The organism is Candidatus Villigracilis proximus (genome assembly GCF_016717045.1).
GTDB classification, from domain to species: domain Bacteria; phylum Chloroflexota; class Anaerolineae; order Anaerolineales; family Villigracilaceae; genus Villigracilis; species Villigracilis proximus.
The window spans coordinates 547,112-574,104 of the sequence record NZ_JADJUO010000001.1 but is presented as its reverse complement, the minus strand read 5'-3'; the positions used below and the strand labels follow the sequence as shown (position 1 = coordinate 574,104).

25 protein-coding genes and 1 pseudogene are annotated in these 26,993 nt (G+C 49.9%); 5 read left to right on the top strand and 21 right to left on the bottom strand.

The window, feature by feature from the left end:
* Positions 1 to 15: 15 nt before the first annotated feature.
* The 3 genes from IPL71_RS03035 to IPL71_RS03025 all read right to left on the bottom strand — a co-directional run bounded on the left by IPL71_RS03035 (position 16) and on the right by IPL71_RS03025 (position 2,970).
* Positions 16 to 1,200, bottom strand: coding sequence for a GGDEF domain-containing protein (locus IPL71_RS03035; RefSeq protein WP_345318710.1), 1,185 nt, complete (start codon positions 1,198 to 1,200; stop codon positions 16 to 18).
* Between the two features lie 93 nt (positions 1,201 to 1,293).
* The gene (locus tag IPL71_RS03030) at positions 1,294 to 2,505 is read right to left on the bottom strand and encodes an L-serine ammonia-lyase (RefSeq protein ID WP_345318708.1); all 1,212 of its coding nucleotides are present in this window, start codon (positions 2,503 to 2,505) and stop codon (positions 1,294 to 1,296) included.
* Positions 2,506 to 2,607: 102 nt separating this feature from the next.
* On the bottom strand, positions 2,608 to 2,970 hold the full coding sequence (locus IPL71_RS03025) for a hypothetical protein (RefSeq protein ID WP_345318706.1): 363 nt from the start codon (positions 2,968 to 2,970) through the stop codon (positions 2,608 to 2,610).
* Between the two features lie 174 nt (positions 2,971 to 3,144).
* Between IPL71_RS03025 and IPL71_RS03020 the strand changes: the two genes are divergently transcribed.
* The 3 genes from IPL71_RS03020 to IPL71_RS03010 all read left to right on the top strand — a co-directional run bounded on the left by IPL71_RS03020 (position 3,145) and on the right by IPL71_RS03010 (position 4,955).
* Entirely contained in the window at positions 3,145 to 3,492 is a 348-nt protein-coding gene (locus tag IPL71_RS03020; RefSeq protein ID WP_345318704.1) for a hypothetical protein, read from the top strand.
* Between the two features lie 353 nt (positions 3,493 to 3,845).
* Positions 3,846 to 4,268 carry an alpha/beta fold hydrolase gene (locus tag IPL71_RS03015; RefSeq protein ID WP_345318702.1) on the top strand — a complete coding sequence of 141 codons (423 nt, stop codon included), beginning with the start codon at positions 3,846 to 3,848 and terminating at the stop codon, positions 4,266 to 4,268.
* Between the two features lie 36 nt (positions 4,269 to 4,304).
* Positions 4,305 to 4,955 carry a hypothetical protein gene (locus tag IPL71_RS03010; RefSeq protein WP_345318700.1) on the top strand — a complete coding sequence of 217 codons (651 nt, stop codon included), beginning with the start codon at positions 4,305 to 4,307 and terminating at the stop codon, positions 4,953 to 4,955.
* 125 nt (positions 4,956 to 5,080) lie between these two features.
* Here the strand turns inward: IPL71_RS03010 and IPL71_RS03005 are convergent, their stop codons facing one another.
* From IPL71_RS03005 to IPL71_RS02920, 18 genes and pseudogenes are all read right to left on the bottom strand, one after another.
* Positions 5,081 to 6,652 carry a P-loop ATPase, Sll1717 family gene (locus IPL71_RS03005; RefSeq protein WP_345318698.1) on the bottom strand — a complete coding sequence of 524 codons (1,572 nt, stop codon included), beginning with the start codon at positions 6,650 to 6,652 and terminating at the stop codon, positions 5,081 to 5,083.
* A gap of 162 nt (positions 6,653 to 6,814) precedes the next feature.
* Positions 6,815 to 7,090: an aminotransferase class IV gene (locus IPL71_RS03000; protein ID WP_345318696.1), complete on the bottom strand. Its 276-nt coding sequence runs from the start codon at positions 7,088 to 7,090 to the stop codon at positions 6,815 to 6,817.
* Entirely contained in the window at positions 6,987 to 7,730 is a 744-nt protein-coding gene (ilvE, locus tag IPL71_RS02995; RefSeq protein WP_345318694.1) for a branched-chain-amino-acid transaminase, read from the bottom strand. Before ilvE ends, IPL71_RS03000 begins: the two co-directional genes overlap by 104 nt.
* A 17-nt stretch (positions 7,731 to 7,747) precedes the next feature.
* Entirely contained in the window at positions 7,748 to 8,806 is a 1,059-nt protein-coding gene (gene leuB, locus IPL71_RS02990; RefSeq protein WP_345318692.1) for a 3-isopropylmalate dehydrogenase, read from the bottom strand.
* 84 nt (positions 8,807 to 8,890) lie between these two features.
* Positions 8,891 to 10,447, bottom strand: coding sequence for a citramalate synthase (gene cimA, locus IPL71_RS02985; RefSeq protein ID WP_345318690.1), 1,557 nt, complete (start codon positions 10,445 to 10,447; stop codon positions 8,891 to 8,893).
* Positions 10,448 to 10,516: 69 nt separating this feature from the next.
* Positions 10,517 to 11,098, bottom strand: coding sequence for a 3-isopropylmalate dehydratase small subunit (leuD, locus tag IPL71_RS02980; RefSeq protein WP_345318688.1), 582 nt, complete (start codon positions 11,096 to 11,098; stop codon positions 10,517 to 10,519).
* A gap of 74 nt (positions 11,099 to 11,172) precedes the next feature.
* Positions 11,173 to 12,572 (bottom strand): annotated as a pseudogene (gene leuC / locus IPL71_RS02975) (3-isopropylmalate dehydratase large subunit).
* A gap of 75 nt (positions 12,573 to 12,647) precedes the next feature.
* Positions 12,648 to 12,806, bottom strand: a complete 159-nt coding sequence (locus IPL71_RS02970) for a hypothetical protein (RefSeq protein ID WP_345318686.1) — start codon at positions 12,804 to 12,806, stop codon at positions 12,648 to 12,650.
* A gap of 12 nt (positions 12,807 to 12,818) precedes the next feature.
* Entirely contained in the window at positions 12,819 to 14,456 is a 1,638-nt protein-coding gene (locus IPL71_RS02965; RefSeq protein WP_345318684.1) for a 2-isopropylmalate synthase, read from the bottom strand.
* A gap of 90 nt (positions 14,457 to 14,546) precedes the next feature.
* Positions 14,547 to 15,599 (bottom strand): ketol-acid reductoisomerase, encoded by a 1,053-nt coding sequence (gene ilvC / locus IPL71_RS02960; RefSeq protein ID WP_345318682.1) that lies wholly within the window; start codon positions 15,597 to 15,599, stop codon positions 14,547 to 14,549.
* 100 nt (positions 15,600 to 15,699) lie between these two features.
* Positions 15,700 to 16,260 carry an acetolactate synthase small subunit gene (gene ilvN / locus IPL71_RS02955; RefSeq protein WP_345318680.1) on the bottom strand — a complete coding sequence of 187 codons (561 nt, stop codon included), beginning with the start codon at positions 16,258 to 16,260 and terminating at the stop codon, positions 15,700 to 15,702.
* A 94-nt stretch (positions 16,261 to 16,354) separates the two neighbouring features.
* Positions 16,355 to 18,040 carry a biosynthetic-type acetolactate synthase large subunit gene (ilvB, locus tag IPL71_RS02950; protein ID WP_345318678.1) on the bottom strand — a complete coding sequence of 562 codons (1,686 nt, stop codon included), beginning with the start codon at positions 18,038 to 18,040 and terminating at the stop codon, positions 16,355 to 16,357.
* Positions 18,041 to 18,107: 67 nt separating this feature from the next.
* The gene (gene ilvD / locus IPL71_RS02945) at positions 18,108 to 19,775 is read right to left on the bottom strand and encodes a dihydroxy-acid dehydratase (RefSeq protein WP_345318676.1); all 1,668 of its coding nucleotides are present in this window, start codon (positions 19,773 to 19,775) and stop codon (positions 18,108 to 18,110) included.
* A 381-nt stretch (positions 19,776 to 20,156) separates the two neighbouring features.
* Positions 20,157 to 20,990 (bottom strand): aminoglycoside phosphotransferase family protein, encoded by an 834-nt coding sequence (locus tag IPL71_RS02940; protein WP_345318674.1) that lies wholly within the window; start codon positions 20,988 to 20,990, stop codon positions 20,157 to 20,159.
* Between the two features lie 198 nt (positions 20,991 to 21,188).
* Positions 21,189 to 21,731 carry a dihydrofolate reductase family protein gene (locus IPL71_RS02935; RefSeq protein ID WP_345318805.1) on the bottom strand — a complete coding sequence of 181 codons (543 nt, stop codon included), beginning with the start codon at positions 21,729 to 21,731 and terminating at the stop codon, positions 21,189 to 21,191.
* Between the two features lie 194 nt (positions 21,732 to 21,925).
* The gene (locus IPL71_RS02930) at positions 21,926 to 22,501 is read right to left on the bottom strand and encodes a nuclear transport factor 2 family protein (protein WP_345318672.1); all 576 of its coding nucleotides are present in this window, start codon (positions 22,499 to 22,501) and stop codon (positions 21,926 to 21,928) included.
* A 202-nt stretch (positions 22,502 to 22,703) separates the two neighbouring features.
* Positions 22,704 to 23,126 (bottom strand): hypothetical protein, encoded by a 423-nt coding sequence (locus IPL71_RS02925; RefSeq protein WP_345318670.1) that lies wholly within the window; start codon positions 23,124 to 23,126, stop codon positions 22,704 to 22,706.
* Between the two features lie 275 nt (positions 23,127 to 23,401).
* Positions 23,402 to 23,866, bottom strand: a complete 465-nt coding sequence (locus tag IPL71_RS02920) for a DUF1801 domain-containing protein (RefSeq protein WP_345318668.1) — start codon at positions 23,864 to 23,866, stop codon at positions 23,402 to 23,404.
* Between the two features lie 402 nt (positions 23,867 to 24,268).
* Here IPL71_RS02920 and IPL71_RS02915 point away from each other — a divergent pair, with 402 nt between their 5' ends.
* Positions 24,269 to 25,699 (top strand): aspartate kinase, encoded by a 1,431-nt coding sequence (locus IPL71_RS02915; protein ID WP_345318666.1) that lies wholly within the window; start codon positions 24,269 to 24,271, stop codon positions 25,697 to 25,699.
* Between the two features lie 92 nt (positions 25,700 to 25,791).
* Positions 25,792 to 26,853 carry an aspartate-semialdehyde dehydrogenase gene (gene asd, locus IPL71_RS02910; RefSeq protein WP_345318664.1) on the top strand — a complete coding sequence of 354 codons (1,062 nt, stop codon included), beginning with the start codon at positions 25,792 to 25,794 and terminating at the stop codon, positions 26,851 to 26,853.
* Positions 26,854 to 26,993: the final 140 nt, after the last annotated feature.

The following is a 26,993-nucleotide window of genomic DNA, read 5'->3' as shown; positions in this document are numbered from 1 at the left end:
AGGTCGCAGCCCGGATTACCTGCAAACGCTCAGATTTCGTCCTGCATGTTTGGCCTCATATAAACGACGGTCCGCTTCGATAATGTACCAGTCATAATCATGCTCATCCAAGTTTGGTATTGCAGAAAACACCCCCACGCTTAAAGTAACACTATCACTTATGTCTGATCCGGCATGCGGAATAGTCAGTCCATACACCCCGTTGCGGACTTCTTCCGCAATCACACGGGCATCATCCAGGCTTGTGTTTGTCAGGATAATTGCAAACTCCTCGCCGCCATAACGGGCGATCAGATCTGTGCCGCGCCGGCAATGCTGTTTCAACTCCTGTGCCACTTGAACCAAGCATCTATCCCCATGGACATGCCCGTAATGATAGTTATAATTTTTAAAGAAATCGATATCCACCATCATCAAAGTCAAAGGCTCTGCACGCCGGCGGCTTTCTGAAATTGCATACGTCAGGCGTTCGCTAAACTTACGCCGGTTTGCCAGGCTGGTCAGGCTGTCTATGTGCGCCAGATGCTCAAGTTCCTGATTGGCATCCTGTAACAATTGATCGGTCTGCTCGCGCTGTAAAAGCAAAAAACTGCTTCCGCTAATGATCATAAGAAAAAAAGTCGAGACAAAGGTCAGAGTCTGTGAAAATTCATTGGTCATCAATTTATAGTCCGCGTCTAAAAAGGCATTCGTCCCGCGTACCAGCAAAATGAAACAGGAAAACGCATAAATCGCACTGAGCGAATATCGCAGCACGGATTTTTTTGTTTCACGCAAAAAAAAGACCGTCACAGAAAGGAACATCAAGGCCGCAAAAGCGGATGATATATATACATATTGATTTGACTGCCTTGCATACCCGAAAAAGACGGCGATAAAAACACCAACGATGACCGAATAATAGGTCTCCCATTGTCTTTGCGGCTTTTCAACAGAAATGATCGCCAGCGCTTCCAATGCAAAACCGATTAAAAGCAATGAATTTCCGACATGAGCCGAAATTACATCAGGAATGACGCCGCGCAGCGCGAGCAGTATCCAGGCTCCACCCTGGAGCAATTTACCCGTAATGAACTGAAGATAAGCGCGAAAAGAAATGGACTTGCCTGAATAAACAGCCAACAAGCCTGCGGTAAACAGATTCCCAAAGAACAGAAAGAGCAAAACTGTATGCATATCAATTTCAAAAAACGTCATCATAGTCTCGCTTTAACGTGTGGGATTAATATAATTTTCAAGATACGATTTCCTTATAACGTATATATCACACAAAACAAAGGATGGAAACAGCGTTTATGCCTTCCCGCGTTTGCGGTGACGATACGCATGCGCCAGCCCGCCCACTGACGTTTCACGATAGAGTGAAGGCAGTGCATGACCCGTCTCACGCATGACCGAGACCACTTCATCGTACGAGATGCGATGTGTGCCATCGGTGAAGAGCGCATAATCCGCGCTCGCCAGTGATTGCGCAGCGGCGAAGGCATTGCGCTCAATGCATGGAATTTGCACCAGTCCCGCTACGGGATCACAGGTTAAGCCGAGGTTATGTTCCAGTCCCATCTCGGCGGCGTATTCGATCTGGCGCGCAGTGCCGCCCAGCAATTGCGCCGCCGCACCTGCTGCCATCGCGCAGGCAACTCCCACTTCTCCCTGGCAGCCAACTTCCGCTCCAGAGATTGATGCGTTGTGTTTCGCCAGATTGCCGATCAGCCCTGCAGTCGCAAGTGCCCGTAGAATCGAATCATCCGAACACTTTAACGTTTCCTGCAAATAACGCAGCACCGCAGGCACAATTCCGCACGAGCCGCAAGTGGGCGCGGTCACGATCTCGCCGCCGCAGGCATTCTCTTCTGAAACCGCCAGCGCATACGCAGAGACCAACCCCGCGCGCTGAAGCACCTGCCCCGAAAGCATGGTCTTGCGATAGAACGACCACGACTGGCGCGCCAGCCCCAATCCGCCGGGCGGCACACCCTCCGCGTGCAGACCGCGCTCAATCGCCGCCTGCATCACATCCCACACCTTGCGCAGGTATTCCCAGATCTGCTCGCCCTCGCGCGCTTCCACATATTCCCACAACGCCTGCCCCGTCAGTTTGCATTGATCGAGGATCTCATACATTTTGTTAAGGTCATACACTTGCTGCGGCACAGGCAGACTATCGGCATCACGCAACGCGCCGCCGCCCACGCTGTACACTTCCCAACGCCCAAGCGCTTTGCCATTCGCATCCACTGCTGTAAAACGCATCCCATTCGGATGAAACGGAAGTTCCTTCTCCCGCCAGATCACTTCCAATGCACCCGGCGCAAAAACACTTTTGAGCGCCTCATCAGTCAGATGTCCGCGACCCGTGGCCGCCAGACTACCATAAAGTTTTACACGGTACCCCGCCGCCGATGGATAGCGCGCCGAAAAAATTTCAGCCGCACGCCTCGGTCCCATGGTATGGCTGCTCGACGGCCCCACGCCGATTCGATAAAGTTCCTGAATAGATTCCATTTATTGCTCCTGCTTTATTTGTGGATGAAGATCCGCGCTTCAACCTTAACTGTAAGCTGCTCCCCACTGCGGACAGATTCAGCCACTCTGCGATATCCCCGTTTAATCCAACTCTTCCTGTGCTTTTACCCCGGTCACAAACAGGTAACCTTCACTCAACTCATCCACCATCTGCGGGATCAACATCAGGATATTATCGTGATAAACGGACTTCTGCCAAAAGGTCTGCAACACTGCCCGGGCTTCCTCATTGACATGCACATTATCGTCCTCATCAATTAAAAGCATGGCAACCTGATTATCGCGCTCGGTAATCGCGAAGAAATAATCATCCTGATCTTCCTGCTTCGATTTCAGGAATTCGACGATCTCCTCCTGCAACTCTTCCTCAAAAAGCGCCTTCGACATTGCTCCGTCATTGAGTAATGCTCTAATAAGATATTTTTCCGTGGTCATTTTGCTCATAAGAACTCCAATTTTATTTTTTGTCAGTATACAGCAAAACAGTCAGACCACATATAAAAAAAGAAAAAATACTTCAGAGCATTGACAACTCTCAAAAACACGTGTATATACACTCATTATGTTCAAAGAAATGCCAAAAGAAAGTCTTTACGAATTCGCCCGTCAGGCCGTGCCGTGTGCGGATTCAATACCCGACGCGCCACGCCTTGCACCAACACGACAAGGCACGGCTCCCACGGACTCGTCCACGCAGATCTGCTCAACGCTCTGTCCATGCTGGGCGAAGCCTCCATGCAAGATATGTCCATCATGATGGCAATGGACCGGACGACACTCACCCGCAATTTGAGTCCGCTGTTGAAGAAGGGACTGGTCAAGTACGTGGCCGACCGCCCCCCGCCGATTAAGATCACCAAAATCAGCCGAAGAAGCCCGCCCTACTGGCAAAAGCCAGCCATATTGGATAGTTTCCACAACACAACTGCCGCTGCACAACCAGACAAGAAAATCAGGAGCAAATAGAAAATAAAACCAAGACCCAACTGGTTGGACGAAAAGGAATATCCGTTCAAGGATCACTATTTTTCAACCCCGCAAGGTGACATGCACTACGTGGACGAAGGCACCGGCGACCCGATTCGCAGGCACCGGTGAGTACCAGACAAAGCAGTCTGCACGACGCGCATCCCCCCGATTACATGTTGGCCTTCAGATAAACCCGCGAATTCCGCCAATTAATCACGCCAAACATATCGAAGATTTTCTCGATAGTCTGAATCTAAATAACATCACCCTTGTCTTCAACGACTGGGGCGGTCCGCCCGCAAGCTACGCACAAACACCGAAAGACAAGAAGTCACCAAACTTCTGCCGAAATGACATTCCTAATTTCGAAATTTCAGCGGCATGGCGGCGAGCCATCGGCAAATTCATTGCCGAACTTCAATCTCATTGCTAGAGAACTTTCCGAGCGCCACGGCCCCAGAAAAGCCGGCGCTTGTTCACAAACATTATTACATGCCGCACGAAGAGAACAAAAGCGACCGTATTGGCACATGGGTCTTTCCCGGCCAAATCATTGGCTCAACACCCTGGCTGAAAACTCTCTGGGCACAACGCGAAAAAATCAAGCACATCCCCACTGCCATTATCTGGGCGACTCAGATATTGCCTTCAAGAAAGGTGAATTAAAAGTGTGGACTGATCTAATGGAGAATCATACGTTGACCGTTTTAAACAAGATTGGTCACTATCCGCCCGAAGAAGCGCCGGAAGAAATCATAAAGGTATTAAGATGAATCAAACGCAGAAAGCCATCCCGCTGGCGAAAGAACTTGAAAAACGCCAAAAGCATTGAAGCAGAAGTAAGTGTTCACGGCTGGTTGTTCATATTGAAAGGACGTCCATTTTTCAAACATGCCAAAATCAAAATGGAAGTTGCGCGTCCCTTCTCCAAGTTAACTCCCATCGGGAAAACCCAAAACATAACCGGCGTGCTGGATGGGCACGATGTCCGCCTTGAAGATGCAAGCGGAAAAATCATTGAAGAGCGCAAGAACACACGCGGATATTTCCCCGGCGGCAGACGGCTGTTCTATTGGGACGACCTCGACATGTCCTATTTTGCCAACTACGCCTTCTGGAATTATTTCACCCTGCCCGCCCTATTAATGCATGAAGAAATTAACTGGACGGAGATCGAACCGGGCTGGCTTGAAGCGACTTTTCCTGACTCGATCCCCACGCACAATAAAGTGCAGCGCTTCCGCTTTGACCTGAAAACTGGTCTGCTCCATCAGCATGACTACACCGCAGACATTATCAGCAAACTGGCAACCGCTGCCAATGTTGTCCTTGAGCATAAACAGGGATCAGGCTTTGTATATCCATCACGCAGACTGGTCACACCGCGTGCGCCATCCGGTAAACCATTGCCCGCACCGACATTGATAGACATTACCGTGCATGATTTCCAGATCAAATAAAACCAGCCATCACCCGCCCTGAGAGAATCCCCGATGACAGAATCAGCCCGCCGTTTGTAAAGAAGCCTGAGTCGCCATCCGACAAAAGCAGGCATGCCGCAGACAGCCTGTTTTATGCCGTCCAGTTAATCGTCGTTTACGCGGTAATCTGCATCGTCGAGCGCGCTGCCATATGGATACACAGGGCGTTCCTGCTGCCCGCTGCCGTGGAAGATGCCGGAGAAAAGCGGATGAACGCACAGTTCATCATCCTGCCCGAGATTTAATTGATGTGAGACCGTGTACTCAAAATTGCCTTTGATATACACATCTTTTTCCTTGCCGGGAATCACCCTGCCGATGGCGCCGATCTCCAACAGCATTCGTTGAAACTCAAAAAGATTATCACTGCCAAAGACAGCCTTGCCGTGACGGGTGAAAACGCGGTGCAGGTCACCCATTGTAAATTTATGTCCCAGTTCGGGCAGACAGCGTTTGCAGGTTTCTTCGGCGGTGGGAAAGGTTGGCTTGAAGGCCACGAAGATCTCGCCGATCATATATTCTTCCATCTGTCTGACACCGTTCGTAATGCGGTCTTCACTCACAGGGAATGGAGTCAAGCGCTGGGTGCCGCCCGGGCTCTTAAAGATCGAATTCAATAACATCAGGAAATGCCTAGGCAGCAGCTGGGTATGTCTTAAAATATAAGACATGGTCTCTTCCTGATACCCGGCCTGATTGGTTATTTTTTCAGGCAGCACTGCCTGAAAAAGTTTCATGGCATCGGCGCGTTTGGTCAGATCCAGCGGATAGATGGGTTTCAGAAATTCCTGATAATACAAAGCCAGATAAAACATCAAGCGCTGGGCACCGATCAATACCAACTCACCCGCTGTCCATTGGAGTTTGAGCGCGCGCCGGAAATCCTTGTTTGGGTTGGAGGAAATCGTCAGAAATCGGTGATAGATCTCAGCGGGGATACAGAAGCGGATATCCACCACATCCCTCGGCTTGTTCATGGAGCCGACCAGCTTGAGCAGCCCCTGCAGAGAGCGGGAAACAGAATCCATATCGATCTGAAAATCATCCAGTGAATCCATCAGGATCACGAATGTTTTTTTGGATTTTCCGAAACCATCCACGATCACCGATTTCGCGTTATCAAAAGTGATCCGGTCATATCCACGCAAAATCTCAACCGCTCCGCTGTTGGGATTTTTATTCATCGCATCATCCAGCATGGATGCGAGATTTGAAAAGACTTCATCAACATTGTCACTATCGCGGACGTTGACACTGTCCAGATATGCGCTTACTACATACATATCATCTTCCGATAACAACGAAGACTTCTTCACTTCTGAAAAGACGCTGATCCACAACACCGTTTCCCACAGTTCTGAAACCATCTCCGGGAAAACCGCATCCTTTGTCATGCGCTGAATGACGCGTGTCATCTGTCCCAGCACACGCGCAGTTCTAATTTCGGTATAAAAATCATATTGCTTGTCAAAAAACACACTGCGCAGATAATACGTCTTCCCCGACCCTCTGCGCCCGATAATAATGGATGGTCTGTGACGGAGATTCTTGTATGTCCAGTTGTGTTGTTCAAACAATAATTTCAAGGCGCTCAGGTCGCTCGAATCAATATCCACCGAGTCGATCGTGCCAAACGATTCATCTCTGGTAATGTAAGGGCGTATTGTGTTTAACAATGAATAATTCCTTTTTTACAGTTTGCATCCATCAGAAAATTATACAACAAACCACTTTCTTTTCATCGAAATGAAAAAACACCCAAAGGTCATATTCCCCGACAACAAAAAAGGCGGAAGGATGAAAATTCACCCTTCCGCCTTCATCATTCACCCTTTCCCTTACCCTACGTAATCACACCAGTCTTCATATTTCTTGATCTTACCGCGGATCGCATCGTGATACACGTTCTGAATCTCACGTGTGATTCTGCCTGATCTGCCGTCGCCGATCTTGCGAAAATCAATTTCGCTTAAACCGATACATTCAGCAGCGGTTCCACAGACGAAGACTTCATCCGCGATGTAAAGTTGATCGCGTGAAATGGGCTGCTCCAGAATCTTGTAGCCCAAGTCCTGTGCAATGGTATGAATGGAATGACGTGTAATACCTTCCAAAACAGGCGCGGTCGAAGGTGTGATGATCTTGCCATGCCGTATCATAAAAAAGATTCTCGCCCGTACATTCAGCAATATATCCCTGCGGATCAAGCATGATCGCTTCTTCAAATCCCAAACGCTGTGACTCGGTCTTCGCCAGAATACTGTTCACATAATTACCCGCGATCTTGGCTTTGGTCATTGTCACATTTGGATGGTGGCGTGTAAACGATGAAATGTTGGCACGAATGCCTTTTTCCATCGCTTCTTCACCGAGATAGTTACCCCATTCCCAAACCGCAATTGCCAGGCTTGGTCTGCCGCTATCCACATTTAAGTTCCAGCCGCCGCCATCCAAATAGATCAACGGGCGAATATAGCAGTCCTTGAATTCATTGACGCGCACAGTATCGTTAACAGCTTTGCAAACCTCATCCACTGCCCACGGAAATTCGAGAAACCCCACTACACGCGCCGAATCAAACAGACGCTCAATATGTTCCTTCAAACGAAAAACAGCAGGCCCCTTATCCGTGTTATATGCGCGGATTCCTTCAAATACCGCCGCGCCATAATGCAGCGCAGGTGTGAGGAAATGCAGCGTCGCTTTTTCGTACGGCAGCATTTCGCCGTTCATCCAGACGAATTTCGATTCCATGCCCATAACAATTCTCCTTATATCCGTTTAATAATTTCATCCGCCATCTGACGGGTAGTTAACTTGCCGCCGATATCCGCAGTGCGTGCGCCTTCGGTGATGGTTTCATCCACAGCCTTTTCGATCGCAGCGGCTTCAGCTTCCAACTTCAATGAATGACGCAGCAACATCGCAGTCGATAGGATTGTTCCTGTCGGATTGGCAATCCCCTTGCCTGCAATATCTGGAGCGGATCCATGAATCGGTTCGTACAACCCGACGCCTGATTCGCCCAAACTGGCAGAAGGCAACATTCCCATTGATCCTGCCAAAACCGACGCTTCGTCCGTGAGGATATCGCCGAACATATTCTCAGTGACCACCACATCCATCCACGCGGGACCAGTGATCAGCCGCATTGAAGCGGTATCCACCAGCATGTGATCCAACTCCACGTCAGGATTCTCCGCCCCAACTTTTGTCGCGATCTGACGCCACAAACGCGATGATTCTAACACGTTGGCTTTATCCACAGAAGTTACTTTTTTCTTGCGGCCTTTTGCCAGTTTGAAAGCCAGTTCCATCACACGGCGAATTTCATAATCATAATATTCAAGTGTATCCACGGCGCGCTCGCGGCCATCTTTAATATCGCGTCCCTTGGGCCAGCCAAAGTACAAGCCGCCGGTGAGTTCGCGCACCACAAGAATGTCCACGCCTTGTAATTTCTCAGGCTTGAGCGGTGACCATTCCATCAACGCCGGGTGGACTTTGACCGGGCGCAGATTCGCAAACACGCCGAGACCTTTGCGCAAGGCGAGCAGTCCGCGCTCGGGGCGGTCTTTGGCGGCGGGGTCATCCCATTTGGGTCCGCCCACCGCGCCAAGCAAAACCGCATCCGCCGATTGACAATCGGCGAGGGTTTCATCGGTGAGTGATGAGCCATATTTATCTATGGAACATCCGCCCATCAAGCGTTCTTTATATTCAAATGTATGTTTGTATTTACTGGCAATGTGATCCAGCACGCGCACGGCTTCGCCGACCACTTCAGGTCCGATGCCGTCGCCAGGGAGGAGGGTGATTTTTGCTTTCATAAATAATTCCTTGTTGTTTGACGATGGACAGCGGACGATGGACCATACTGGATAGTCAATGGTCTGTCGTCCATCGTCAGATTTTTAGTGCGCCACCATCAGCCCGTATTCCATTGAATCGGCCAGCGCGCGCCATGAGGCTTCGATGATATTTGTACTCGCACCGACAGTGCTCCAGCGGCCTGTGTCGTTGCGTGTGTCGATCAACACGCGGGTAATCGCTTCGGTGCCATGATCTGAATCCAGAATGCGAACTTTGTAATCAGAGAGATGAAATTTTGCAACTTGCGGATAATAACTCACCAACGCTTTACGCAAAGCATTATCCATTGCGTTGACGGGGCCATTGCCATCGGCTGCGGTATGAAATAACTCACCTTTCACTTTTACCTTTACAGTCGCTTCGGCAAAAATTCCACGCCCCTGACGATGTTCCACGTTGACTGAAAAATCGATCAACTCAAATGGAGCTTTGTAGCCGTATTCCTGACGCTTCAACATCATGGTCACAGAGGCTTCGGCGGCTTCAAAGGAGAATCCGCGTGACTCGAGTTCCTTGATGTCATTCAGCACACCAACGACTTCTTCGCCTTCCACTTCCACGCCGTGTTCTTCAGCTTTGCTTAATAAGTTTCCACGGCCTGAAAGATCAGAGACGACCACGCGCATTTTGTTGCCGATTTTTTCCGGCTCAATGTGCTGATACGATTGCGGTGAACGGCGCATGGCGGCAACATGTACGCCGCCTTTATGCGCAAAAGCAGATTTACCCACGAACGGCAAATGTTCATCTGGGGTGATGTTTGCAACTTCCGCAACAAAATGAGACAGGTCGTATAAATGCTCAAGTTTTCCGGCGGGCAGACATTGATGATCCATTTTCAATTCGAGGTCTGAAATGATCGAGCACAGGTTTGCATTTCCGCAGCGCTCCCCTACACCATTGATCGTGCCCTGCACTTGAATTGCGCCTTCCCGCACCGCCACCAACGAGTTGACCACGGCGCACTCGCCGTCGTTATGGGTGTGGATTCCGAAGGGATGAGCCAGCGCAGGTTTTAATTCGCGGACAATGTTCTCCACTTCCCAGGGCAATGTTCCGCCGTTGGTGTCGCACAGGACGACAGTCTCTGCGCCGCCGCGAATTGCGGCTTTCAAAGTTTCGAGCGCGTAGGATGAATCCGCTTTGTAGCCGTCAAAAAAATGTTCGGCATCATAAATCACACGCTTGCCATTGGCTTTAAGATAGGCCACCGATTGTTCGATGATGCGCAGGTTGTCATCATTGGTGGTGAGCAAAACTTCCTTGACGTGCAGAGTCCATGTTTTGCCGAAGATGGTGCAGACGGGCGTATTGGAATCAAGCAGGGCTTTGATATTGGCATCGTCTTCAGGTCCGCCTTTGACGCGGCAGGTGGAACCGAACGCGGCGATGAGTGCATTCTTCCATTGCATATCACGGGCGCGTTCAAAGAACTCAACATCTTTCGGGTTTGAGCCGGGCCAGCCGCCTTCAATGAAAGCTACGCCGATCTCATCGAGTTTTTGCGCGATGCGGATCTTGTCATTGCTTGAAAGCGTGAAGCCTTCAGACTGTGTGCCGTCTCGCAGAGTGGTGTCGTAGATTTGTATTTTTTGCATAAGTATCTTATCTGACCGTGGACCACAGACAATAGACCATGAAAACTTCCATCGTCTGCGGTCTACTGTCTATGGTCGCTGTTCGAAAGCAGCGATGTCTTTTTCAAAACCGAGGATGTAGCCGAGTTCGTCCACGCCGTTTAATAAACAGGTTTTATTGAAGGGATCGATCGGGAAGGTGACAGAACCGCCAGGGAAAGATAATGTCTGGGCCGCCAGATCAACTGTCAGTTCGGCACGAGGCGCTTCTTCCACAAGTTCAAAGAGCATCTTGTGAGTCGCGTCATCCACGATGATGGGGATTAATCCATTCTTCAAAGAGTTGTTGCGGAAGATGTCTGCGAAGGAAGTGGAGATGACAGCGCGGAAGCCGTAACTGGTGAGCGCCCACGGGGCATGTTCGCGGCTCGAACCGCACCCGAAGTTGTCACCAGCCAATAGGATCTGGCAGCCAGCTGATTCAGGTTTGTTGATGATGAAATCCTTTTTGATGGATTTGTCATCGTTATAGCGCCAGTTGAAGAAAAGCGCGTCGGCGAGATTGTTCTTGTCTGTGACTTTCAAGAACTGCGCAGGGATGATCTGATCCGTGTCAATATCGTTGACAGGCAGAGGCATGACGCGCGAGGTAAGTGTTGTAAAGTTTGCCATGGTACTCCAAATGATGAATGATGAATTCAGAATGATGAGTTTTTTATTCTGCGTTCATCATTTTGCATTCTGCATTAAGAAATTGTGCGCGGATCAGTGACTACGCCACTAATGGCTGTTGCTGCCGCAGTGACAGGGCTGGCTAAGAAAGTGCGCCCGCCTTTGCCCTGGCGTCCTTCAAAGTTACGATTGCTTGTTGAAACCGCATATTGACCTGGCTGAAGTTGGTCTCCGTTCATCGCGATACAAAGGGAACAGCCTGCTTCGCGCCATTCTGCACCAGCTTCTTTGAAAATTTTATCGAGGCCTTCCTGCTCGGCTTGCTTCTTCACATCCTGCGAGCCGGGGACAACCATCACACGTGTCGTTTCAGAGACCTTCTGTCCCTTCAACATTGCGGCGGCGAGACGCAGATCGGAGATGCGTGAGTTGGTACAGGAGCCGATGAAGACCACATCAACTTTTTGGCCGAGCAAAGACTGGCCGGGCTGTAAGCCCATGTAATTCAATGCTTTTTCGAAGGCTGCTTTTGTGAAGGTTCAGTGAATGATTCAGTCATGGGGACTCGGTCTGTGATCTTCATGCCCATGCCGGGATTTGTGCCATAGGTGATCATTGGCTCAAGTTCGGATGCCTCAAGCGTGATGGTCTTGTCGTAGACCGCGCCTTCGTCACTGGGTAATGTTTTCCAGTAGGCAACGGCTTTTTCCCATGCTTCGCCTTGCGGAACAAACTCGCGGCCTTTGAGATATTCAAAGGTCACTTCATCGGGTGCGATCATACCAGCGCGGGCGCCGCCTTCAATGGACATGTTGCAGATGGTCATGCGCTGTTCCATTGTTAATCCGCGGATGGCTTCGCCTGTAAATTCAAAGACGTGACCCGTTCCCCCACCGACGCCGATCTTGGCGATGAGTGCGAGAATAATATCCTTGGCTGAAACGCCATTTGCAAGTTTTCCGTTCACGCGGACTTCGTATGTTTTTGGCTTGCGTTGCAACAAACATTGAGAAGCGAGTACGTGCTCCACTTCAGAGGTGCCAATGCCGAAAGCAAGTGCGCCGAATGCGCCATGTGTGGCGGTGTGACTGTCACCGCAGACGATGGTCATGCCGGGCTGGGTGCGTCCGAGTTCGGGCCCGATGACATGCACAATGCCGCGGTGCGGACTGGTCATGCCGTGCAGGGTGATTCCGAATTCAGCGGCGTTGGTTTCCATTTGTTTGATCTGCGCGGCGGCAAGAGCATCAGCAATGGGAACCTCTATCGGCGTGGTAGGAATCGAGTGATCCATTGTCGCCAAAGTTTTATCGGGGCGGCGGACTTTCAGTCCGCGCTGACGCAGGCCTGTGAAGGCTTGCGGTGATGTGACTTCATGCACGAGGTGCAGGTCAATGTAAAGGATTGCGGGAGATTCAGGTTGTTCTGCAACAACGTGGGATTCCCAAATTTTGTCAAAGAGTGTTTTAGGCATAAGGTTAGTTTGGTGACGAGACTTCGGAAGTCTTTTTAGAACCTTCAAGACTTCCGAAGTCTGATCGTAGGAGATTTAACTTTCAGTGGAGTCATCTGCTTCTTGAACAGGAGCAGGTTCGGGCGTGGAAAGAAACGCGCTCATGTCCCAGCCAGCGGGGATGGTTTGCGGTTCGGGAAACGGGTTGTATGCCGAGTTGTAGTCAATGTCTCGATTTTCATCTTGAGTGTTCATCTTATTTTTCCTTTATCCCAACATCACGCCAATATTATCTTTTGCTTTTCCAGTGCCTTCAGTTTGGGCGATGATGAGTTTGTTTAAGGCATTGATATAAGCTTTGGCGCTGGCGACAATGATGTCGGTATCGGCGCCGTGGCCGCCATATACGCGAGTATACGAAACTTCACTTTGCGCATCCATGGTAGTTGAACCATTGTCACCTTGAATACGGACAGTGACTTCGCCAAGGGCATCAATTCCCTCAGTAATGGCATGGATATTGAACTCCAGCAAAGTACACGGCACACTGACGATCGAGTCAATCGCTTTGTAGGTTGCATCCACGGGACCGGTGCCAATGGAAGCCACAGTATGAATGATCCCATCCGGTCCGCGCAAACGGACAGTGGCGGTGGGCATGCCCATTGTGCCGCACGAAACCTGCATACCGTTGAGCAAATACACATCGCGTGGTTTATAGAATTCGTCGGCGATCAAAGCTTCGAGATCAAGATCGGTGATCACCTTTTTGCGGTCAGCCAGATCTTTGAATCGTGCAAACGCCTTATCGAGTTCAACGTCATCCAGCGAATGTCCCATTTCAGCAAGACGGCTGCGTAGCGCATGACGGCCTGAATGTTTTCCCAACACAAGATTGGTATGGCTCACACCCACATCCTCGGGGCGCATGATCTCATAAGTGGTCTGGTGCTTCAACATTCCATCTTGATGAATGCCCGCTTCATGTGCGAAAGCATTCGAACCTACGATGGCTTTATTCGGCTGCACCACAATGCCCGTGTAATTGCTGACGAGTTTACTAATGCGTGAAAGCTGCTGAGTTTCAATTCCTGTTTCAAGTTGGTAAACAGGATGACGCGTCTTCAACGCCATCACAACTTCTTCGAGCGAGGTATTACCCGCGCGTTCGCCAATTCCGTTTACGGTCACTTCAGCCTGACGCGCACCCGCTTGAATGCCAGCCAATGTATTCGCAGTGGCGAGTCCAAGGTCATCGTGGCAATGCACCGAAACTGTGATGCCATCATGCATTCCGGGCGTGTGCTTGATAATGCCATCGATCAATTTATAAAATTCATCGGGCGTGGTGTAGCCCACCGTGTCGGGAATATTCAATGTGGTCGCGCCCGCTTTGATGGCTTCACCCAAAACCACATACAAGAATTCAGGTTCAGAGCGGCCTGCATCTTCAGGGCTAAACTCAACATCATCACATAATGTCTTTGCGTAGGTCACCATTTCAGAAACACGTTGAACCACATCTTCAGGATCCATCTTTAACTTATGTTTCATATGAATGGCAGAAGTTGCAAGGAAGGTATGGATGCGCGGCCTTTGCGCCTCTTTGACAGCTTCCCACGCCTTATCAATATCAGGTTTATTGGCACGCGCCAAACCTGCGATGACGGGAACCTTCGCATCAGGCGTACCGGCAGCTGGTCGGCCAACTTCAACAGCAATTCGTCTGACGGCTTCCAGATCATCCGGCGAAGCGGCAGGAAATCCCGCTTCGATAATGTCCACGCCCAAACGCGCAAGATTGTGCGCCACTTCCAATTTTTCAGCGGAAGTCATGGTCGCGCCCGGAGATTGCTCCCCATCGCGCAGCGTGGTGTCAAAAATTTTTACATAATTATTTGGCATAAAAACTCCTAAAGTTGGTAGACAGGTAAACATGGAGGCCTGCAATTGAAAGCCATTTACATGTTTACGTGCTACATGTTTACTTCACTATTATTTCTTCCAATTCTCAGGGCGTAACGAGCGGACAGCAGCGCCAGCGCGCCACATTTCAGAATCACGGATGGCAGCAAGTTCCACTTCAAGTTTTGCGCGGTAATCAGGCTGACTGTTGGCTTCAAGAGTAATGCGGGCTTCGTTGCCAGTGATTACGCTCTGATATAGATCCTTGAAAACAGGAGCGGTCGCATCGCGGAACTTATCTTTCCAATCCAATGCACCGCGTTGGGCGGTGGTGGAACAGTTGGCATACATCCAATCCATGCCGTTCTTGCCGACGAGGCGAATGAGAGATTGTGTAAGTTCTTCCACGGTTTCGTTGAAGGCTTCGGAGGGGGAATGTCCATTCTTGCGGAGTTCGTTGTACTGCGCTTCCATCACACCCGCGAGAGCGCCCATCAAAATTCCGCGCTCACCTGTCAGATCGGAATGGACTTCATTTTCAAAAGTGGTGGAGAATAAATATCCTGCACCAATGGCGATACCCAAAGCAATGGTGCGTTCCTTGGCACGGCCTGTCGCATCCTGATGGACGGCGAAGCTGGCATTAATGCCTGAGCCTTCGAGGAAGTTATCGCGGACGCTGCGGCCGGAACCCTTGGGCGCAACTAAAGCCACATCCACGTGTGGAGGAGGAATAACACCGGTCTGATCTTTGAATGCGATCGAAAATCCGTGTGAGAAGTAGAGCATATCGCCTTCGTTGAGATGTTCCACGATCTTCGGCCATTGTGAGCGCTGACCGGCATCGGAAAGCAGATATTGAACAACAGTGCCGCGTTCGGTGGCTTCTTCAACATTGAAGAGAGTCTCACCAGGAACCCAGCCGTCTGCAATGGCCTTATCCCAATTGGAAGTCCCTTCGCGCTGACCCACGATGACGTTGATGCCGTTATCGCGCATGTTCATCGCCTGCGCAGGTCCCTGCACACCATAGCCAAGGACGGCTACCACTTCATTCTTTAATACTTCACGCGCCTTATCAAGTGAAAACTCGTCGCGTGTTACCACTTCTTCTACTGTGCCACCAAAATCGATCTTTGCCATGATTATGTTTCTCCTAGTTTTTATTTTTATCAAATTTTAAATTTCATTTTTCAGGAGTAGGCTCTATTCATCCTTCATCCTTCATAATTCATAATTTCCGTTACGGCGCCATCTCCGCCATTTCAGATACATCTTCGTAGCGGCTTCCGGTGACACCCTGCACACGGCGGACGCCATCTGTCAGACCGCGAGTCATCGCGACCTGGCCGGTGCGTACCATTTCCACGATTCCCAGCGGACGCAGAAGTTCGATCATGCCTTCGATCTTATCTTCGGTGCCGGTGATCTCAACGATCACTGAATCAAAGGCCACGTCCACGATATGAGCGCGGAAAATTTCTGCGAGGCCATTAACTTCAGCACGTTTCTCGGGGCCGACCTTTATTTTGATCAGAGCCAGATCACGGGTTACCGAGGGTTGACGCGTGACATCCTGCACATCGATCACGTTGACCAGTCTATATAGATTCGCTTCGATCTTGTGCGCATCCATATCGCCATTGGGACAATCCACAACCACGGTCATGCGCGAGACTTCGGGGTCTTCCGTGCGCCCGACAGCGAGGGATTCAATATTGAAATTACGGCGGCGAAAGAGCGAAGCCACGCGGTTTAACACGCCGGGTTTGTTTTCTACTAATGCTATGAAAGTGTAGTTCATTCGTTCTCCAATTCATGTGTGCTCTTTTCTTTCTTCTTTCCTCTTTCATTCAGTAAAAGAAGAAAGAGGAAAGAAAACGTGAGCAGGCATGCTCTTATTTCTTTGCCGGTCTCTGCAACATCTGATCCAACGCCGCGCCCGCAGGGACCATCGGGTAGACGGCTTCTTCCATTTCCACTTTGAATTCGATCACGGTCGGGCCTTTGATACTGCGCGCCCATGCAATCGCTTCATCCACTTCTTCACGCTTGGTCACACGCCGAGCAGGGACTCCGTGCGCTTCGGCCAGTTTCACAAAATCAGGGGAAAGCATGTTCACAGCAGAGTAACGCTTCTCAAAGAAGAATTCCTGCCACTGACGCACCATGCCGAGGAAGCTGTTATTCATGATCGCAACTTTCACGTTCGCGCCTTCCTGCACAGCGGTGGTGAGTTCGGCGGCGGTCATCTGGAAACCGCCGTCACCTGCCACAGCCCACACTTCCTGTTCTTTGTTGGCAAACCATGCGCCAATCGCAGAAGGTAAACCAAAACCCATTGTGCCCGCGCCGCCGGAAGTGAGCCAGCGATTCGGCTTATCTAGGGCGTAATACTGTGCTGTCCACATTTGATGTTGACCGACGTCCGTGGTGACGATCGCGCCGCCGCCGGTTGCCTTCCAGATATCGCCGATCAAATGCGGCACATACAACTTGCCGTCATCCGGCCAGTTCATAATGCTGCGTGCGTCGGCTTCTGATTTCCATTCGTTGATCTGCTTTTTCCATTCTTCGTGATCGTATTCATCGACCATCGGCACGAGATCTGTCAGAACGGTTTTCAAGTCACCCACCAGCGGAACGTCCACGGCTACGTTCTTGTGAATTTCAGATGGATCAATTTCAACGTGAATTTTCTTGGCATGCGGTGCGTATGTTTTCAACGTGCCTGTCACGCGGTCATCGAAGCGCATACCGAAAGCCAGGATCAGATCAGAATTCTGGATCGCCAGATTGGTATGGACTTCACCATGCATGCCCATCATGCCGAGGCTTAATTCATGTGAAGCAGGGAACGCGCCAAGCCCAAGCAAGGTGCTGGCAACCGGAGTCTGTGTTTTGACCGCGAAGTTCATCAATGCTTCTTCAGCTTTGGAAACCAGCACACCATGTCCGCACAAGATAACCGGGCGCTGCGCCTTCTCGATCAATTTGACCGCGTTCTCCAATGCTTCCTTCGGTGAATGGTCAACGGGTTGATAGCCGGGGAGTTTTACATTTTCAGGATATTCAAATTCGCAAGACTCGACCTGCGCATTCTTACAAATATCGATCAACACCGGGCCAGGACGTCCACTGCGTGCGATGTAAAATGCCTCACGCACAACTTCTGCAATTTCATCGGCACGTGTTACCAGATAATTGTGCTTTGTGATCGGCAATGTAATACCGGTCATATCCACTTCTTGAAACGCATCCCCGCCGATCAGGTGAGCAGCGACCTGTCCCGTAACGAATACTACAGGAACAGAATCCATCATCGCCGTGGCAATACCCGTCACAAGATTTGTCGCGCCCGGGCCTGATGTGCCCATCGCCATCCCCACCTTGCCCGAAGCACGCGCGTACCCATCCGCCATGTGCGCCCCGCCCTGCTCATGCCGTACCAACACATGATGGATCGGATAACTCAACATCGCATCATAGATCGGCATATTCGCCCCGCCTGGATACCCGAAGACCACTTCCACGCCTTCGCGCACCACGCATTCCCATAAAATTTCTGCACCTGTCTTTTTCATTTGCTCTCCTTAATTTGGAGTGTGGCAGCTTACTGTCACATCGCCAGCAAGCTGGCGGACTCCATAGTTAACTTTCTAATACAGCACCAGTATCCGCGCTCGTCACGAAATGCGAATATCGTTTCAACCACTTGGATGTAACTGTGGATTTGAACGGAGGTAATGCATCCAGCCGACTTTGAATCTCCGCGTCACTTAACTTAACGTTGAGACTGCGTGCCACCAAATCAATTTGGATTACATCCCCAGCCTGAATCGCTCCAATCGGACCGCCCGCAGCGGCTTCCGGTGAAACGTGACCGATACATGCGCCGCGAGTCCCGCCGCTGAAACGACCATCGGTGATCAGCGCAACTTTGTCGCCAAGTCCCTGCCCCATGATGGCGGCGGTCGGCGAAAGCATTTCCTGCATACCGGGTCCGCCTTTTGGACCTTCATAACGCACCACAACACAATCACCGGCTTTGACCTTGCCTGCAATAATGCCAGCCATGGCTTCATCTTGTGATTCGAAGATCACAGCCGGACCTTCAAACTTCATCATGGCCGGGCTCACGCCGCCCACTTTTACAACCGAACCCTTGGGTGCGAGATTACCAAACAAAATAGACAAACCGCCGCGTTTGGAATATGCATTTTCATATTTATGAATGACTTCTTCGTCTTTGATCTCACAACCTTGAATCGATTCCCCCAGAGTCTTGCCTGTTACGGTGATGCGGTCCAAATGCAGCATCCCTGTTCCGCGCTGCACTTCGTTCAAGATGGCAGGGATTCCGCCTGCGCGATGCACATCTTCCATGTGCCATTTGCCCGCCGGACTCACTTTACAGATATGCGGCACTTTATCAGCAACGGAATTGATGCGCTCCAACGGATACGGCACACCTGCTTCGTTGGCTAATGCCAGCGTATGCAGCACAGTATTGGATGAACCGCCCATTGCCATGTCCAACGCAAATGCGTCGTCAATGGCTTCGGCGGTGATGATGTCGCGCGGCTTGATGTCGCGTTCGATGAGGGTCATGACCTGAGTGGCAGCACGTCTGGCGATGTCTTCGCGTTCGGGAGTCTTGGCTAATGCAGAGCCGTTATAAGGTAACGCCAGTCCGAGCACTTCCATCAAACAATTCATTGAGTTAGCGGTGAACATACCGGAGCAAGAGCCACAAGATGGGCAGGCGAATTTTTCCAAAATGGATAAGCGCTTCTCGTCGATCTTGCCTGCTGAAAATGCGCCAACGCCTTCAAAGACGGAGATCAGATCAATCGTTTCACCATCAGGAGTCATGCCGGCTTTCATCGCGCCGCCGGAGACAAAGATGGTCGGCACATTGACTCGCATGGCCGCCAATAACATGCCAGGCACGATCTTGTCGCAGTTCGGGATGCAGACCATGGCGTCAAATCTATGAGCTTCGATCATGGTCTCGACGCAGTCAGCAATTAGTTCGCGAGAGGGAAGCGAGTACTTCATCCCCATGTGGCCCATTGCGATTCCGTCATCCACGCCGATGGTGTTGAACTCGAATGGCACTCCGCCCGCCGCGCGGACAGCATCTTTTACCAGTTTGCCGAACTCCTGTAAATGCACATGCCCGGGGACAACATCCACATACGAATTAACAATGGCGACAAACGGCTTGTTGAAATCTTCATCCTGCAAACCCGTGGCACGCAGCAACGCGCGATGCGGGGCTTTCTCATAACCTTTTTTAACTGTATCTGAACGCATAATGCTCCTTTGATTTTAGACCATGGACGATGGACAATTGACGATGTTTGGTGGTCTGTAGTCTATTGTCTGTGATCAGTTCTTAATTGATATAAAAAGAGCCGCCCGTGGTTAGGGCGGCTCTTCGTACTTACTCAGTGATCTACTTCGTTCTCACCGCAGCCATCCTAACCGAAAATTGATCCTTAATAATAAGGACCGCAAGGACTACTACAATAAGGGAGAGGCTGAACAAAGTTGGATTCATGGGCTGTTGATTTCGTCCGATTATAGGCAGATTCGGAAATCCGTCAAGGGCAGTGATGTAGATTTCGGAAAATCAGATCGATCACATTTTGTCGTTTGGGCATCCGCATCTTGTATAAAATCAAGATCTTCCTGCTACAACTTAATATGCGGTTCGATGATCACAGCCACATTGAGAGACCAATCTACCATCTCTTCCGCGCCGATCCGCAGACACTGACTTGCATTGAGGCAGGCGTAAGCGTAGGTAAACTCCAGCACACGTGAAAAGTCGATCTTGAGTGTATCCGCAAGGATCGCAGCATTCGTCAACAACCTGTTTTCGTTGTGGACAAGTTCGGGCATCGCCGGGTTGCACAGTGTATTGGCGCAGTCGTAAGTGCGCTCACCGATCACACCTTTCGGGTCGAAGGCCAGCCAGCCGCGCGGTGACTGGCGGATATTGCGGTGGTGGATGTCACCGTGCAGTACCCGTATCTCGCGCTGGTCAGCGAGCAGCCGCCGCACGAGAGGCGCGCTCCGCACATAGATAGACTCGATCCCGGCCTGCCTGTCTGCTGCTGCTTTGTTGAACAATTCCACAAACCAGCGATCCAGAGTGAACAAACCATCATGCGGTGAATCCTGAGGGGCACTATGAATCTGTTGAATGACTTGCGCAATGACGCGCGTGGCGTTTTCGTCCTCTCCACGTTCAACCCATGTTACGAGTTCGTCACCTGCGGCATATTCCAGCAAGTGCGCGCCATCGTCATATTGCAAAAGACGCACTGCTCCATGACCATCAAAGCAACGCAACGACACCGCGCCGCGCTGCTCATCCGTCTCTGTTGCAGACAGCAGTTTGAGGATCACTGTTTCAGTATTGTATGTAACCGTGTAGATCTGACCGGTCACTGTTTGCGTGAGCAATTGCGGATTTGAAAGACCCCATGTGTTTAGATAGTAGTCCAGTTTATTGTTATACATGATGCCTTATCCTATAAAAGAGAAGTAAATCTTTCATAGATTTTTTACCTTGTTGTGCAAGGGACGTGCCCCCGTTTGCGTGGACTGTCCGCCGGGGCGTGCGTGGACTCTGCTTGGGGACAGGAAAAACTCGAAGCCAGAAAAATGCGCAGGATGCCAGCGTCTCCGTCCGCGCTTTGTTAGCCCGCTTTTCATTTTTTATTTCTTGTAATGTAATGCAACAACACCCGAACGAAACGTTTTTGATCCAACAAGATTTAATGTAAGGTTCTTGACCGATTCGAACAAGCGGGGACCTTTTCCCGCAATGATCGGGTGAACGACAAAGTGATACTCGTCGATGAGATTCCATTCTGCAACTTGCGATGCGATGTTCAGTCCACCAATGGAAATATTTTTTCCTGGCTGTTGTTTTAACTTCATAATCTCTTCTCGAAGATTTGAGTGGAGGAGCGTCGTGTTGTTCCACTCTACGCTCTTCAACGTCGTTGAAAAGACAATCTTTGGCATGGAATCGAATGTACGTGCGAATTCGTTGGTCACTTTCGTTTCCGATTGATTCACTGCGACATTGTGCCAGTATGGATACATCAAGTGATACGTGTTGCGTCCGAGAATTTCAACGCCTGAATCACGCAAGAGCCCAGTGAAGTACTCGTGCAATTCGTCGTCGACGATCCCCATTTCATGGCCGCAGTAGCCGTCTATTGTGATGTTGATGGCAAAAATAACTTTTCTCATTTGTTGTTCTTCTGACATTATTTTAATCCTTTATTAACTGAGGGAAAGAGTGCCCCCCATTCACGTGGACTGTCCGCCCGTAGACTCTGCTTGGGAGCAGAAAAATCGAAGCCAGAGAAGTTCCCGGAAATGGCGCAGAATCATACAAGTCCGCTGCACACTTTGTTGGGCGGCTCTTAATCGAACGGCTTCGATCATTGCTCAAGTTTAGCAGGAGGCACGGTGATTTTGATGCGGGAGATTTTCCATTTGTCATCGAGCTTCTCAAAGGTAGACTCAAACACACCTTGAATATTTCCTTTGTATGAGATTGTGCCTGAAATTCTTGCAACATCACGAATTGGTTTTTCTGTGCTTACAACAGTGGAGAATCTTGAGACTTGAATAAATAGACTCTGGTATCCATCAAATAGCTCATAAGTATCACCTTTTGTCAGTCCCTCAATATCAGAAAGAGAATAGACCTCCTTAAATTCAGGGGAAAAAAGAGCGTAAGCATTTGTAACATCTCTAGCAGCCATATACTTCATATAGTTATCCAAAACGGATGTTATGGCAGCTTCCTCAACTGCTGTTTTCTTAGAACTAATTATTATGTTAGTAATAACAATTGCTAAACATAAAAAAACTATTCCAGCAATAACACCAAAAATTGTCCAGATAGATATTCGTGGTTTTTTTGTTTGCGTGAGACCAGTATCTATTTGAGTAACTGAAGCAGAATTCTCAGGATTTTGTTCTTGTATGGATTGTTTAGGGTCGTCAACCATGCAAATAACTCCTATTGGTATTCAACGAGCGGAGAGAATGTAGCCGCCCAACGGTTTGCGTTACCTGCGCTGGGGCGGGCGGCGGGACGCCGTCCGACTGGAAAAATGCTGAGGCGTAGAAAAAGGCTTGGAATCGCGCCAGACTCCCCAGCGTCGGGTGCACGCTGGGTTATAGCCCGCTCCCAAACGACGGGCGACTGCTCTACTTGCTGCCACCGAACATGAAATTAATCCGCTCACTTCCCTGAGGTTTCATGATTATTTTCAGAATTTGCCTCAGTATATCAAACAGCACAAGGATCACATATCCAAATAATATACCTGTGTAAAGCGCCATGACAAGCCACCAGAGCCCTGATAATTCTTTTCCACCAATGACCTGGCGTTGATATAGCCAATACGGGAATAACAAATATGTACCACACGCCACGACTAATAACATTCGAGCTAGTACAAGCTCAATACTAAAACTTTGCCCTGTTGTGAGCCCGCTCAACAGCGATAGGACGGCGAGAAACACTCCAAATCCATATGTGCATACCAGCCATGAAACGTTGTTGAACATCGAAAGAACATCTTGCATAGGTAGTAAATCCGACTGAGGTGATTGGGTGAATTGAGACATGAAATACCTTCTCTTGGATCTGGCAGTGTGCTTGCATTGCGTGTAAGCCTAGAACACATCTGGCTCTCTGAGCATGAACTGAAGTTATCCGAGCGATCCTGGTGGTGCGGGCTAACGGTTTGCGTTACCCGCGCTGGGGTGGGGACGGCAAAGCCGTCCAACTGGAAAAATGATAAGGCGTAGAAAACTGCTTGAGATTTGCGCAGAATCCCCAGCGTCAGGGCAAGCTTTGTTAGGCGCGTTCACGGAACGCATATAAAGTAAGGCGGAAATACCTATTTTTCAGCCTTCCATAATATTTGGTTGATATGCCCGTCTTGCGACTTTATATTCTCATATGACCTTTGCATGACTTGTTCGAGGATTGGCAACTCCACATCGCCAAGATGCTTGATATAAACACAGTACCCAGTAGTAGTATGTCTACCTAACTTAGCCAGCAATTCAGAGTAGCGTACCGTGCCGTCCATCAGGTAGACGGTTATCTTACCTTTTCTTGGATAAAAGCCAATGACAAAACTGTCGCCTTCACGCCCACTGTCGTATTTGTAATGATAGGAGTCAAATCCAATCGTGCCTACATTCCATAATTTAGGCTTACTTCCACTAATCCCCTGCATGATTTCAACAAGCACTTTGCTATCTTTTAAGGTTTGCTTATCAAGTGAAGCAATAAACTCTTTAACCGAAGTGGTGTTTTGCGTAGACTTGCTTATAGATGAAATGATTGTTTTTGTCATGGGTATTCTCCTTCATGAAATTGTAGAACTTATGTTCTGTATCGTCAAGAAGGAAATAAACAAGATTCTGAGCCTGCGAAGCGCCTAACTATGTTTTACACGGCGGCGTTCTGTATAACACTTTATATACACCATCATAAAATATTTTTTCTTCGTCATTATACTGTCCCTCATGTAAATCCCCCATATCAAAGCCCTTGACCAATCCCCTGCCCTCGCATAGAATACCGCCCAATGAACAACTTTTATTTCGGCACTATGATGACCATGACCACTACCTCCGGTACATTCCGTGAGGCAATTGTGCTTGGTCAAAAGTAACCGAACAAAACGGATACTCAGAACGCACAACGCCTCACGGAAACGTGGGGCGTTTTTGTTATCACAAAGGAGAAGAACATCATGCCGGAAAATAAAACACTTGTAATGAAATTCGGAGGGACATCTGTCGGGTCGGCGGATGCGCTGACGAAGGCGGCTCAGATCGTAAAGGATGCCCGCGCAGACTATGCACGGGTGGTAGTCATCACTTCCGCGATGTCTGGTGTCACCAACTTATTATTGGACTCTGCCGCATCCGCTTCGCAAGGGAAAACTGATTCGCTTCCGAGTGCAGAATCCACGCTGAGAGAAAAACACTTCGCCGCCGCAGATGCGCTCATCAAAGATGAAACACTGCGCGCAGAAACCAAACACGAGATCGACAGTCTGATCCACTCCTTTGTGGAATTATGCAAAGCGATCGCCATTCTCGGCGAAGCCAGTCCGCGTGCCATGGACGCAGCAGCCTCCATCGGCGAGCGGATGAGCGTCCGCTTGCTGGGCGCAGTGATTGAAAGCGCAGGCGTCAGCGCAAAAGCCATCGAGTCGACAGAGTTCGTCGTCACGAATGCCCACTTCCAAAATGCACATCCTGATTTCAAAGCCACAACTGAAAAGACAAGACAGTTATTAAATCCGCTGCTTGATCAGGGCATTGTCCCTGTCACCACAGGCTTCATCGGCGCAACCCCTACAGGCGCGATCACCACCCTCGGGCGCGGCGGCAGTGACTACTCTGCGGCGATCATCGGCGCAGTCCTGCCTGCTGACGATGTCTGGATCTGGACAGATGTAGACGGCATCATGACCACCGATCCGCGCATTGTGAAAGATGCCAAAACATTATCTGAGATCACTTACAGCGAAGTGGCAGAACTGGCCTATTACGGCGCAAAAGTGCTGCACCCCAAAACGATCCGCCCGGTGGTGGATGCCGGCATCGGACTTCGCATTTGCAATACCTTCAACCCGTCACATCCCGGCACACGCCTGATCGCAAACATCCCATCCGACCTGCAGCCTCGCGATGGACAGATCGTCAAAGCGGTGACAGCCATCCGCAATCAAAGATTAGTAACCATCGAAGGGCGTGGTATGCTGGGCGTGCCCGGCGTGGCAGCCCGCGCATTTGGCGCAGTGGCATCCACAAAAACCAGTGTGCCATTAATTACACAGGCTTCCTCGGAACAGTCCATTTGTTTTGCAGTGCCCTCTGAATCAGCCGATTCGGTCATCAACGCATTACAAGTCACATTTGCAAGCGAGATCGAAGACGAAGATATTGACCGCGTCTGGATGACCGAAGATGTTTCGATCATCACTGTTGTCGGCGTGGGAATGCGTCACACCCCCGGCGTGGCAGGACAGGTCTTTACGCAGCTTGGGAACAACAAAGCCAACGTCCTTGCCATCGCACAAGGCTCATCAGAAGTATCCATCAGTATGGTCGTTGCCGCCGCAGATACAGAACTGGCGGTAAGGTCATTGCATGATTTGATAGCAGGAAAGTAAATAAGTAAACAGGGAAACAAGTAAATAGCGCATCACATGTCTACTTGTTTACCTGTCTACAACCAACCAAACAAAAACCATTAAGGAGTCCCATGTCTCAATCTCAAATTCCCGTAGCAATTCTCGGCGCGACAGGTTCTGTCGGCCAGCGCTTTATTTCTTTGTTGGAAAATCATCCGTGGTTCAAGGTCGTTGCTTTGGCGGCGTCTGATCGTTCAGTCGGGCAGACGTATGCACAGGCCGCACGCTGGGTGCTGGATACGCCCATGCCGGAATATGCACGCGATATGATCGTTGTCCCTGCGAGTACGGATGCAGTGCAGGCGAAGATCGTCTTTTCGGCATTGCACACTGAAATTGCAAATGAACTCGAACCCGCCTTCGCAAAAGCCGGCGCGGCGGTCTGCTCGAATGCGTCATCCTATCGGCGCGGAGAGGATGTGCCGTTGCTGCTGCCCGAAATCAACGCGGACCATATTCAACTGGTCAAACAGCAGCGCATTAACAAAGGCTGGAGCGGATGTATCGTCACAAATCCGAATTGCACAAGCACTGGCTTAACGATTGCGCTCAAGGTTTTGGATGATGCCTTTGGCGTGAAGAAAGTATTCATGGTCTCGATGCAGGCGCTTTCTGGTGCGGGCTATCCCGGCGTGCCGTCACTCGATATTATTGACAATATCATTCCCAATGTTGGCAACGGCGGCGAAGAGGAAAAAGTGGAATGGGAACCGCGCAAGATGCTCGGCAAATTTAACGAAAACAAAATTGATCTGGCGGATATTAAATTCAGCGCGCATACCAATCGCGTGGCGGTGATCGATGGTCACACCGTATGTGCCAGCGTGGCATTGGACAATCCCGTTGAACCGGAAGTTGCGATTCAAGCCTTACGCGATTACGCCGCTCCCCTCTCAGCGAGGAATCTGCCTTCGACTCCGCAACCAGTGATCAGCGTCAGAGATGAAGCGGACAGGCCCCAGCCAAGACTCGACCGATTAACAGGAAAAGGCATGACGACAGTGGTCGGCCGCGTGAGGCGGGATCCAATCCTTGATCTTAAATTTGTTGTTCTTTCCCACAACACGATTCGCGGCGCGGCGGGTGCATCGATCTATAATGCTGAATTATTGGTCAATGAAAATCTTTTGTAATAGAGTGTTTAAAATTAACCACAAAGTCACGAAGGCACCAAGTCACAAAGTTTTTTCTCTTGGTGTCTTTGTGGTAAAGAAAACAGACTTTTCAAGAGTACCCGAATGGGTAATGGATAAATTGATCTAATTACTTGACA